Source organism: Bacteroides cellulosilyticus DSM 14838 (assembly GCF_000158035.1).
GTDB lineage: Bacteria > Bacteroidota > Bacteroidia > Bacteroidales > Bacteroidaceae > Bacteroides > Bacteroides cellulosilyticus.
On sequence record NZ_EQ973490.1, the window covers coordinates 1,262,338 to 1,272,879 of the forward strand.

At 44.5% G+C, this 10,542-nt stretch carries 10 protein-coding genes and 1 pseudogene; 7 read left to right on the plus strand and 4 right to left on the minus strand.

Annotated features, from left to right (window positions below; all coding sequences use genetic code 11):
- Positions 1–818: DUF4270 family protein (locus BACCELL_RS09220; protein WP_007211459.1), on the minus strand; the 818-nt coding region annotated here is incomplete at its 3' end.
- A gap of 281 nt (positions 819–1,099) precedes the next feature.
- On the opposite strand from BACCELL_RS09220, the gene BACCELL_RS09225 reads away from it, so the two are divergent.
- Positions 1,100–2,155, plus strand: a complete 1,056-nt coding sequence (locus BACCELL_RS09225) for a Kelch repeat-containing protein (RefSeq protein ID WP_007216463.1) — start codon at positions 1,100–1,102, stop codon at positions 2,153–2,155.
- A 22-nt stretch (positions 2,156–2,177) separates the two neighbouring features.
- Positions 2,178–2,522, plus strand: coding sequence for a DUF4907 domain-containing protein (locus BACCELL_RS09230; protein WP_007211461.1), 345 nt, complete (start codon positions 2,178–2,180; stop codon positions 2,520–2,522).
- Here BACCELL_RS09230 and BACCELL_RS09235 read toward each other — a convergent pair.
- On the minus strand, positions 2,494–3,447 hold the full coding sequence (locus tag BACCELL_RS09235) for a hypothetical protein (RefSeq protein ID WP_007211462.1): 954 nt from the start codon (positions 3,445–3,447) through the stop codon (positions 2,494–2,496). The two genes, BACCELL_RS09230 and BACCELL_RS09235, sit on opposite strands and share 29 nt — an antisense overlap.
- A 171-nt stretch (positions 3,448–3,618) precedes the next feature.
- Here BACCELL_RS09235 and BACCELL_RS09240 point away from each other — a divergent pair, with 171 nt between their 5' ends.
- The 4 genes from BACCELL_RS09240 to dacB all read left to right on the plus strand — a co-directional run bounded on the left by BACCELL_RS09240 (position 3,619) and on the right by dacB (position 7,592).
- A complete protein-coding gene (locus BACCELL_RS09240) occupies positions 3,619–4,185 on the plus strand; it encodes an ORF6N domain-containing protein (protein ID WP_029426377.1) in 567 nt (188 codons plus the stop codon).
- A 71-nt stretch (positions 4,186–4,256) separates the two neighbouring features.
- On the plus strand, positions 4,257–5,615 hold the full coding sequence (lpdA, locus tag BACCELL_RS09245) for a dihydrolipoyl dehydrogenase (protein ID WP_007211465.1): 1,359 nt from the start codon (positions 4,257–4,259) through the stop codon (positions 5,613–5,615).
- A gap of 53 nt (positions 5,616–5,668) precedes the next feature.
- The gene (locus tag BACCELL_RS09250; RefSeq protein ID WP_007211466.1) at positions 5,669–6,094 is read left to right on the plus strand and encodes a putative signal transducing protein; all 426 of its coding nucleotides are present in this window, start codon (positions 5,669–5,671) and stop codon (positions 6,092–6,094) included.
- 76 nt (positions 6,095–6,170) lie between these two features.
- Positions 6,171–7,592, plus strand: a complete 1,422-nt coding sequence (gene dacB / locus BACCELL_RS09255) for a D-alanyl-D-alanine carboxypeptidase/D-alanyl-D-alanine endopeptidase (RefSeq protein ID WP_044153741.1) — start codon at positions 6,171–6,173, stop codon at positions 7,590–7,592.
- Between the two features lie 116 nt (positions 7,593–7,708).
- Here dacB and BACCELL_RS09260 read toward each other — a convergent pair whose 3' ends face one another.
- Complete coding sequence (locus BACCELL_RS09260; protein WP_007216457.1) at positions 7,709–9,205, minus strand: butyryl-CoA:acetate CoA transferase; 1,497 nt, start codon at positions 9,203–9,205, stop codon at positions 7,709–7,711.
- A 93-nt stretch (positions 9,206–9,298) separates the two neighbouring features.
- A complete protein-coding gene (locus BACCELL_RS09265) occupies positions 9,299–9,742 on the minus strand; it encodes a hypothetical protein (RefSeq protein ID WP_026366952.1) in 444 nt (147 codons plus the stop codon).
- Between the two features lie 435 nt (positions 9,743–10,177).
- Here BACCELL_RS09265 and BACCELL_RS09270 point away from each other — a divergent pair.
- Positions 10,178–10,542 (plus strand): annotated as a pseudogene (locus tag BACCELL_RS09270) (tRNA (N6-isopentenyl adenosine(37)-C2)-methylthiotransferase MiaB); the annotation flags it as partial.

A 10,542-nucleotide genomic window follows, 5' to 3' on the forward strand; every position in this document is an offset into this window, starting at 1 on the left:
AGGTTTTCTATTCCGCTTTCCAGAGTGGCAAGGGAAGTCCCTGTTCGATCGTGACGAATACCCGTGTAGGCATAATCTGTATTTACGCTGAATATCAGTTCTTTTTCCGTGCGCTGGCTGGTTATCTCTTTATAATGCAGGGTGATGGCCATGGATGATTCATTCACCAGGAATCCTATGATACATCCTCCGTTGCTTTCGGCCACGAGGGCCAGTCCGGGAAATTTTTCCTTGAACTTATCCTGGCTGTCGAAGTAGTTTTCTTCGGCTATGAGGTCTGTCAGCAGTTCTTTACCCAGTTCGTCGGGCAGACGTATCTCCAATTCTCTTTTTTGTCCGGGGCGTGGAGTGAAGGTAAAGCTGAGCAGGGGAGTACTCTCGGTGGGCAACGCGGTGGTGGTGTATAAATCTTCGTCATCATCCAGATAAATAGGCTGTTTCAGCCGGTATACTGAGATGCGTTGCTGTGTCAGCGTATCGCCCCAGAAGTGGCCGGAGGGTGTCATCCGCAGTACTAGTGAGTCGAAGCTGTAACTGTAGTTCTCGTTGGGAGTGAAACTGTTTGTGGAGTATTCGGCATAGTAGGTGGCAGAGGCTTCGCCCCATGACGGATCCTTGTAATGTCCCAGCTGGCAGATGCTGTCTCCCCTGGTTTCTATGGAGTCCATAAGAATGGTGCTGATATCCACGGTGCAAGTGTCTACATATATATTGTAAAAAGAACTGTCGACCAGGCTTTTGCCCAGTTCTGAGTTTTCGTCCTGGCAGGCACAGATGGCGGCGATTATTATAATCAGGCTATACAATAATTTTTTCATTGTTCATAGTGTTTTTGAGCTACAAGTTATAGGCTACGAGCTACAAGTGGCTGCGCTATCATACCGAAAGGCACTCGTAGCTTGTAACTCTTAAATTCTTTCGCAAAGGAAAATGAAATCTTCCATATCTTCCTATTAAAATCGGCTATCGGGCGGGTTTTATCGGTAAAGCTATTTACCGAAAAATTAGTGCTGTTTGTCGGTTATATTTGCTGATGAAGTACTTGCCGCCTACTTTTGCTACCAAAAATATAGTAATTAAAACAAGTTCTGAAGAAAAAATGAATCGACTATTATTTGGAATGATGCTGCTGGCGGTTGGATGCCTGGCCGGCAGTTGTACGGACGACGATGAATACACCCAGGGTGTATGGATGAGAAGGTCGGACCTGGACGGGGTTGCACGGGGACAAGCCAGTAGTTTCACCATCGATAATAAAGGCTATCTGTGCTGCGGTTTCCGTGGGACAAACAAGACATACCTGAAGGACCTTTGGGTGTACGACATCAACAATGATTATTGGACACAATGCGCCGATATGCCCGATGAGGCGCAAGGTCGCCACAGTGCAACTGCGTTTGCTCTAAATGGAAAAGGCTACATTACCACCGGTGTCCAGAAAAATGAGTCTACGAATCTGGCGGATACTTGGGAGTATGATCCCAATACAGACAGCTGGACACGGAAAGATGACTTTGGCGGAGGTGCGCGCTATGGTGCGCTGGCTTTTTCTATCGGTGGATATGGTTATGTGGGTACGGGGTATAATGATAATTACCTGAAGGACTTCTATCGTTTCGACCCTAATGCCGCTACCGGACAGCAATGGACAATCGTGAGTGGATTTGGTGGATATAAACGTCAGTACGGTACAGCTTTCGTTATAGATGATGTGGCTTACATTTGTTGTGGGGATAACAATGGTACTCTGGTAGACGATTTATGGAAGTTCGACGGTAGCGATTGGAAACAGTTGCGTGACATTGCCAATAATGATAGTGATGAAGATTATGACGACGATTATGCCATTACCCGTGCAGGTACCGTATCTTTCGTCATAGACGGTAGGGGATATATCGCAACAGGAACCCGTAGTGGGGTGACCAGTGATTATTGGGTATATGACCCTGAAGAAGATTTGTGGTATGGTGATTCTGATGATGACTATACGCCGATGACGAATGTGCATAATGTCAGTTCCGGAGGTTCATCACGTTCTTATGCGGTGTCTTTCTCCACAGGTAAGCGGGGTTTTGTACTGTCGGGATCTTCGGGAACCAGTTATTTTGATGATGTCTATGAGCTCTTGCCTTATGAGCAGGAAGATGTTGATTAGTGTTTTTTCTATATAAAGATTTATGAAGCTGATGTTTATTGTGAAGATAGGTGTACTGTCCCTTGTGGCAGTATGCCTTTCTTATTGTTCCGGGCGTACGAATGCCGCCGGAGAAAAGTTATCCTGCCGTTCCATGCAAGTGGAAGGGGGATATGGATATGTGGTGGTTTACGGGGCAGATACACTGATTTATCAGCCTTATATACCTGCCATAGGTGAGAAGACAGCTTTTACATCAGAAGAAGATGCTTTGAAAATAGGTACATTGGTGTGTCGCAAGTTAGCGGAGAAACAACCTCCTACCGTGAGCCGGGAGGAGATTGTTGAAAACTTACCGTCTATGCGTCTTCCGGCGGCAGGTCGCTGACCTCATGGCGTATAGGAGAACAATCATAAGGGTAATTCTTTAGCAGTTTCCCTGTAATGATTTTCTTTGTGTCGCTGCCGGGCCTTGACAAGGTCATAGTGTAACTAACTTGCAAGGTTTTATAATAGATGTCAGCCTGATATCTGTTTTGCTTCATGCCGACCATGTCCATCTCGAAACTAATATCTTTTAATTCACCTCTGTACATGCCTCTGTCGGTGTATTTCTGCTTTTCTTGCTCGAAGATAATTTGTCCGTCTACAATGTTTCCCGGCATATCCACATAGCGGCTTTCTCCTTCGGGATTCATCCATTCCTTGGGGTATTCGCCAGTATAGGTATCGAAGTAATATTCAGTAAAAGCATTGTAGAAGGGGAAAAAGGAAGTCTTCTTTATTTCTTCTCCGCTACCGGTTCTGTCTATCCAGGTGATTCCCCAAGGCTTTGTTCCGGCTTCTCTTACTCCATCAAATTCATCCAGGGAGTAAGTGATGGATTCTATCTGATAGTAATTGGTGCATATCTTCTGCTGGATGAATATTTGTTCTGAGTAAAGTCCTTGTTCGGTACTCAGTTTGAGAATCAATCTGCGCTCTTCCCCTGCAAAGTTATCATTCAGTTGTATAGTCAGGGATTTTGCCTTGTCGCGGGTGATGCTGCCCCAATGGAAGCGTACGGTGCCCATACCCTCCAGTTTTAAGGGATACCCATTCTCATCTGTCATGATGCCTCCATCCGGATACATAACGGAAGCCACAATCCAGTTGGTTCTGGTCATCGGGATCTCTATGGAGCTTGCATCGCCTTCGACAGTAAATTCTTCTGTAGAAGAGAAACGTTCATCATTTGCATTATCACAGGCTGTTCCGCCGAAAAGGATGACAATGGAGAATATTAGCGCTTGGAGTACGTTCGTTCGTTTCATGTATCTTTAGTTTCGTTAGTTTAAATAGCTTTTGTTTATAGACGTATTTTATTGGAAAATACTGCAAACAAAGGTATGTTTTTTTAGCAAGAAAAAGATAGGGGGTGATACTTTTTGTAGAATATTAGTTGTACCTTGTAGGTCTTTAAATCAACAAAATACATATAAAGTATAGAAAACAAATTACAAGTCATCAGGGAACAGGAAATAGAAGCATGCCTAATAGAACTGAGAGGGCAAAAAGTCCTGTTGGATAGAGATGTGGCAATACTGTACGGAGTAGAAACGAAGAGGGTGAATGAAGCGGTGAGAAATAATCCGGATAAGTTCCCGGAAGGATATCTTGTCTCTTTACAAGTATCTGAAAAACAGGAACTGGTCGAAAATTTCGACCGGTTCAAAACATTAAAGCATGCTACAATGGAGCCTAAAGCTTTCACTGAAAAAGGGCTTTATATGCTTGCTACCGTTTTGAAAAGTCCCCGGGCTACGGCTACGACTCTTGCCATTATAGAATCTTTTGCCCATTTAAGAGAACTCTCCCGCAATCTAAATATCTTGTCAACAGAAACAGATGAAGGTAAACAGAAAACATTGACCCAACGCAGCAGTGAGTTACTTCACGAATTATTGTCTGTAGAAGAGAAAGGGGATACAACAGAAACCGAATCTTCAATAGAGCTGAATTTATATGCCTTAAAGATGAAGCGTACGGTGAAAAAGACAAAGAAAGGATAATTGTTTTGTGCAGATAAGAGAGGTTTTTATTAACTTGCAGGCAGTTTACAAGTATACTAATAAATAAGACTATGAAATACCAAGTTGCCATTATCGGTGGAGGTCCTGCTGGATATACTGCTGCCGAAACAGCCGGAAAAGCCGGATTGAGTGTAGTGTTGTTCGAGAAACAAAATTTGGGTGGAGTCTGCCTCAATGAAGGTTGTATCCCTACTAAGACTTTGTTGTATTCGGCAAAGTCGTATGATGCTGCGCGTCATGCTTCCAAATATGCAGTGAATATCTCCGAAGTCTCATTTGACTTACCGAAGATTATCGCCCGCAAGCAGAAGGTAGTGCGCAAGCTGGTGCTGGGCGTTAAAGGCAAGCTGACGGCACACGGTGTAAATATCGTGCAGGGAGAGGCTACCATCATTGACAAGAATACCGTGCAGTGTGGTGGCGAAACTTACGAATGTGAAAACCTGATTCTGTGTACCGGTTCGGAAACCTTTGTTCCGCCTATTCCCGGTGTGGATACCGTACCTTTCTGGACGCATCGCGACGCTTTGGATAATAAGGAGCTTCCCGCATCACTTGCCATTATCGGTGGTGGAGTGATTGGCATCGAGTTTGCTTCTTTCTTCAATAGTCTGGGTGTACAGGTCACTGTGATAGAGATGCTTGATGAAATTCTGGGCGGCATGGATAAGGAGCTTTCTGCTATGCTGCGTGCAGAGTATGCCAAGCGTGGAATTAAGTTTATGCTTAGCACAAAAGTGGTATCGATTGCTGAGGCTTCTTCCAGTGATGGGAAACCACAGGTACAGGTGAGTTATGAGAATGCGGAAGGTGCAGGTGCTGTATTGGCTGATAGATTATTGATGAGCGTAGGCCGTCGTCCGGTGATAAAAGGATTCGGGCTCGAAAACCTGGATTTACGAAGGACTGAACGGGGAAATATCTGTGTGAACGAATGTATGCAGGCCTCTGTTCCGGGCATATATGTATGTGGTGATCTGACGGGTTTCTCTTTGCTGGCACATACAGCCGTGCGTGAGGCAGAAGTAGCTGTACATACCATACTTGGCCAGAAGGATGCTATGAGCTATTGGGCTATTCCAGGGGTGGTATATACCAATCCGGAGATTGCCGGTGTGGGGCAAACGGAAGAGGCTCTGCAACTAAAAGGTATCAACTATCGGGTTGTAAAGCTTCCGATGGCCTATTCCGGGCGTTTCGTTGCTGAAAATGAAGGTGTGAATGGAGTTTGCAAACTTCTGATAGCGGATGATGAAACGATAGTGGGGGCACATGTATTGGGCAATCCGGCTTCCGAAATCATCACTTTGGCAGGTATGGCCATCGAGTTGAAACTGACTACTACGGAATGGAAGAAAATCATTTTCCCCCATCCTACGGTTTCTGAAATATTTAAAGAGGCATTGTGATTATCACAATCACTTTTTAGTACTTTCCAGAACTCAAATAAAATATTAGAACGATGAAAACTGTAAAACTGATTACTTGTAACGATGCTGCTCAGGCACACATCATTCAGGGAGCATTGGAGAATGAAGGCATTTCTTCCCTTCTCCACAATGAGAATATGTCTACGTTGTTGCGCGGCTACATCAATGATATAGCCGGAGTGGACGTTTTGGTTGACGAAGCCGATTATGAAGCTGCCGTCCGCTTGCTGGAACAGAATGAGATGATTCCGGAGCAATTAAAATATTGCCCTTTCTGCGGTTCGTCCGACATTAAGTTTGTGTTGAAGAAAGAGCATCGGGTGCGGGCTGTCATGTCGGCCATCGCCTCTCTGTTGGCGGCCACCCCTCCGGGAAATAATCATTGGGAGTATGTCTGCCATGCCTGTGGAGGAAAGTTTGAAAAGCCGGTTGCAGAATTTCATTCGGCTGAAGTATGATCCGTAAGTATATCAAAAGGTACTAATTCCCTCAACAGGTAATTTAATATTAGTACTTATCAGTAATTAAATGCACATGAAAAAATATCTTTTGTCGCTTACTCTTTCTCTCTTATTTATTCCCATAGTACTATGGGGGCAGAATACGAGTGCTAAGAGTCTCTCTTCACGCCTGGATACCCTGATAAAATATCAGCTTCCTGCCGGTTCCAATGTTGGTATATCCGTATACGATCTGACTACAGGGAAATCCTTATATACCTATCAATCGGATAAACTTTCCCGTCCGGCTTCTACCATGAAGTTGCTGACTACCATTACCGCCCTTGCCCACCCCGATGCGGATGAACCTTTTAAAACGGAGGTATGGTATCAGGGAGTCATTGAACGGGATACATTGAAGGGTGACATATACGTTGTCGGTGGATATGATCCTGAATTTGATGATGAAGCTTTAGACTCTCTGGTGAATACGGTGAGCCGCTTCCCCTTCTCGGTGATAGCAGGCAACGTTTACGGTGATGTTTCTATGAAAGACTCCATCTATTGGGGAAGTGGCTGGGCATGGGATGATACGCCTGCCTCATACCAACCTTATCTCTCACCGTTGATGCTGAATAAAGGTCTGGTTACTGTAACCGCTTCTCCGGGTGAGAAAGGAGAAATGGCAAATATCGAATGTGTTCCCGCTTCTTCCTATTATACTGTGACCAATGAAACCCAGTCCCGTACTCCTTCTGCCGGACGTTTCGGTGTTTCCCGGGATTGGTTGCAGAATGGCAATAATGTGATTATTAAAGGAAACGTGGAAAGTAAGCGGATAGGTACAGTGAATATCTATTCCTCCCAGGATTTCTTTATGTATACTTTTCTTGAACGCCTGCGAGCAAAAGGTATTCAATGCCCCGCCGGTTATGCTTTCAATGAATTGCAGAAAGATAGTCTTTCAGTGCAAATGGCTTTGTTTGAGACTTCCACTCAAGATGTAGTTAATCAGATAATGAAAGAAAGTGATAATCTGAATGCCCAGGCTTTGCTTTGTCGTTTGGGTGCCCAAGCTACTGGTAAAAAAAGAATTTCGGATGAAGACGGGCTTTCTGCCATTCGTAAGCAGATAAAAGCTTTGGGAGGAGATGCGGATAACTATAAACTGGCTGATGGCTGTGGACTTTCCAATTATAATTATATCTCTCCTGATCTGCTGGTTTCTTTTCTGAAGTTTGCTTATTCGCGCACGGATGTTTTTCAGAAGTTGTATAAGGCTTTGCCCATTGGCGGTGTGGATGGGACATTAAAATACCGGATGCAACGCGGGACTCCCTCTCATAAGAATGTACATGCCAAAACCGGGTCTTTTACAGCTATTAATTGCTTGGCCGGCTATTTGCGTGCCGCAAACGGGCATGAAGTGGCTTTTGCCATCATGAATCAGAATGTACTTTCAGGAGCTAAAGCACGCGCTTTTCAGGATGCGGTATGTGATGAAGTAATAAAATAGTTACGAGCTACAAGCTACGAGCTACGAGTGGCTGCGTTGATATCGCAGAACTCGTAGCTCGTTTCTTATAGCTCGTACTGATTTACACTTGTAGCTCGTAGCCCGTAACTCGTAGCTTACTTATACTGTGCCCAATCTACATTCTTCATGTCTCCGCTTTTTGCCAATTCTGCATGCATAGCCAATGCAGCGCGGACTGCTTGCGGAGTCTGAGATTTACCATCAGTTATTTTCAAATAATCCCAGAGGATATTCTTGTAATCCGGATGAACGCAGTTTTCGATGATTGCCTGTGCGCGTTCTTTCGGGCTCTTACCACGCAAGTCGGCAACACCTTGTTCAGTAATGATGATGTTTACGTCATGTTCTGTATGGTCGTGGTGAGATACCATCGGAACAATGGCGCTGATCTTACCTTCCTTGGCGACGGACGGACAAGTAAAGATGGAAATATAAGCGTTGCGTGTGAAGTCACCGCTTCCGCCAATACCGTTCATCATTTTCGTGCCGCCGATATGTGTAGAGTTAACGTTTCCGTAGAGGTCAGCTTCGATAGCCGTGTTGATGGAGATAACTCCCAGACGGCGTACAACTTCCGGACTATTGGAGATTTCCGACGGGCGGAGCACCAGTTTATCACGGAAGAAGTCCATATCATCATAAATACCTTGCAGACAGTCGTTTGTTACAGTGAGTGAGCAAGCGCTACCAAATTTCACGCGACCGTCACGGATCAATCCGATTACGGAATTCTGAATAACTTCCGTGTACATTTCGAATGCCGGGATGGTCTTGTCACGTCCCAATGCACCGAGCACAGCGTTAGCGATATTGCCTACACCGGATTGCAACGGCAGGAAGGTTGACGGAATGATTCCGCGCTTCATGTCCGCAGCCAGGAAGTCGGCTACATTCTGACCAATCTTGTCAGTCAACGGATCGGCTTCGGCAAAACTGCGTGCTTCGTCCGGCCAGTTGGTTTCCACAACGCCTACAATCTTTTTCGGGTCTACCTGGATATACGGTTGACCGATGCGATCACTTGGTTTATAGATAGGTATTTCGCGGCGGTAAGGCGGATCAAGCGGTTCGTATACATCGTGCAGTCCCATAGCATTTTTGCTGTGAGCAGCATTCAGTTCCACGATGATCTGGTCGGCAAGGCGGCAAACGGTGGGAGCGATACCACCGGCTGCGGTCAGATAAATCTTGCCGTCGGGAGTTACTTCGCAAGCTTCGATAATGGCAATGTTTACTTTGCCCATGAAACCGTAACGAACTTCCTGTGCCATCTGAGACAAGTGGATGTCGTTATAGGCAATCTCTCCGCTGTTTACTGCTTTACGAAAATCGGAATTGGTTGTGTAAGGAGCACGATAGCGGATTGCTTTGGCGCGTGATAGTATACCGTCGCAGGAGTCACCCGTAGAGGCACCTGTGAAGATTCCTATCTGGAAAGGGTTTCCTTTTGCATGTTCAGCTTCCGCTATTTTTGCTAATTCTGCCGTAACGGCTTTGGCTGTTCCAGCGGGAGTAAATCCGCTCAAGCCGATGTTGTAGCCATGTTTGATCAGGCTTGCAGCTTCCGCTGCCGAGATGTAATTGAATGCCATAATGTATTTAGTTATTTTTCCTATGTGAAAATTCATAAATTACTGGAAAAGCTTTTTTAACTCTCCACTCTCAATTCTCCACTCTCCACTTATTCAATACTTCCGTTGTAGTATTTCCGACCAGATGATGGCTTTCCGCGCTTCTTCTGCCGAATGAATGGAGTATTCGGAATCGGTTTCAGGTTTTTGCGGAGTGGACAGAGGAGGAGAAATTTTCTGTTTCGGATGAGTTGTGGTATGCTTGGGAGATGTATTTGTAGAATCTCCTCCAAAAATATGTTTTGAAGCAGAGAATTGATATTCTTCTTTTTCTGTCGGAACGGAGGGTATTTTGGGAGCGGGACCTTCGGGAATAAATCCGCCATATGTGTTTCCCCAGGCTTCAGGAATGGGTAATGCGCTTTCGTCAATATCATTTTCCGGCACAGGCATAGCAGGCCTGTTCTCAGCGTTCTTCTTTGCTTCTTTCTTGAACTGCTTAACAACTCCGATAACAATTATGCCTACGATTAACAGAAACTGTAAGATACCATCCATACTCATTTAAGTTTTTCACCGCCAAAGGTAACTAATTTATCTGAATAACAGCCAATTTTTAGGCATGAAAAAAGGGCAGCTTCACAGCTCCCCTTATTTTTTTTAACCTAAACCTTAACTATGAAAAAATCTAATGTTTCTTTCATTACGCAAATTTGTGAAATAAAATCTTTTATGCCAAATAACAGTCTCGAAAATGTTTGGTCGCTTAACATTTATTATGAGAAATACCTTATTTTCTAACTATTGAGTGTTATTTTTTGCCTTTTCATCTGTAATTTAGTGCCGAAGGCGTATCTTTGCAGCTGAAATTCTTTCACCACGGATTACACAGATTGACACAGATGTTTTTTGAGTTTTCTGTAAACTTCTCATTGGGGAAGATAGTCTGTGTTAATTCGCGTAATCCGTGGTGAGTCATAAAAACAGGAAATTATGGAAAAAGTAACGGGAGCAGACTTTAAATCTGCAACTGCTGATGACAACAAGAAGTTGTTCATTGAAACCTATGGCTGCCAGATGAATGTGGCGGACAGTGAAGTTATTGCCTCTGTGATGCAGATGGCGGGGTATTCAACGGCTGATACGCTGGAAGAAGCGGATGCAGTGTTTATGAACACTTGCTCCATTCGTGACAATGCCGAGCAGAAAATTCTCAATCGTCTGGAATTTTTCTATTCGCTCAAAAAGAAGAAACGCAATTTGATTGTGGGAGTATTAGGATGTATGGCCGAGCGGGTAAAGGATGATTTGATCACTAATCATCATGTTGATCTGGTGGTAGGTCCTGATGCTTATCT

Coding starts and splice junctions, on each gene's coding strand:
- BACCELL_RS09225 (WP_007216463.1), top strand. CDS start 1,100: ATGAATCGACTATTATTTGGAATGATGCTGCTGGCGGTTGGATGCCTG.
- BACCELL_RS09230 (WP_007211461.1), top strand. CDS start 2,178: ATGAAGCTGATGTTTATTGTGAAGATAGGTGTACTGTCCCTTGTGGCA.
- BACCELL_RS09235 (WP_007211462.1), bottom strand. CDS start 3,447: ATGAAACGAACGAACGTACTCCAAGCGCTAATATTCTCCATTGTCATC.
- lpdA (WP_007211465.1), top strand. CDS start 4,257: ATGAAATACCAAGTTGCCATTATCGGTGGAGGTCCTGCTGGATATACT.
- BACCELL_RS09250 (WP_007211466.1), top strand. CDS start 5,669: ATGAAAACTGTAAAACTGATTACTTGTAACGATGCTGCTCAGGCACAC.
- dacB (WP_044153741.1), top strand. CDS start 6,171: ATGAAAAAATATCTTTTGTCGCTTACTCTTTCTCTCTTATTTATTCCC.
- BACCELL_RS09260 (WP_007216457.1), bottom strand. CDS start 9,205: ATGGCATTCAATTACATCTCGGCAGCGGAAGCTGCAAGCCTGATCAAA.
- BACCELL_RS09265 (WP_026366952.1), bottom strand. CDS start 9,742: ATGGATGGTATCTTACAGTTTCTGTTAATCGTAGGCATAATTGTTATC.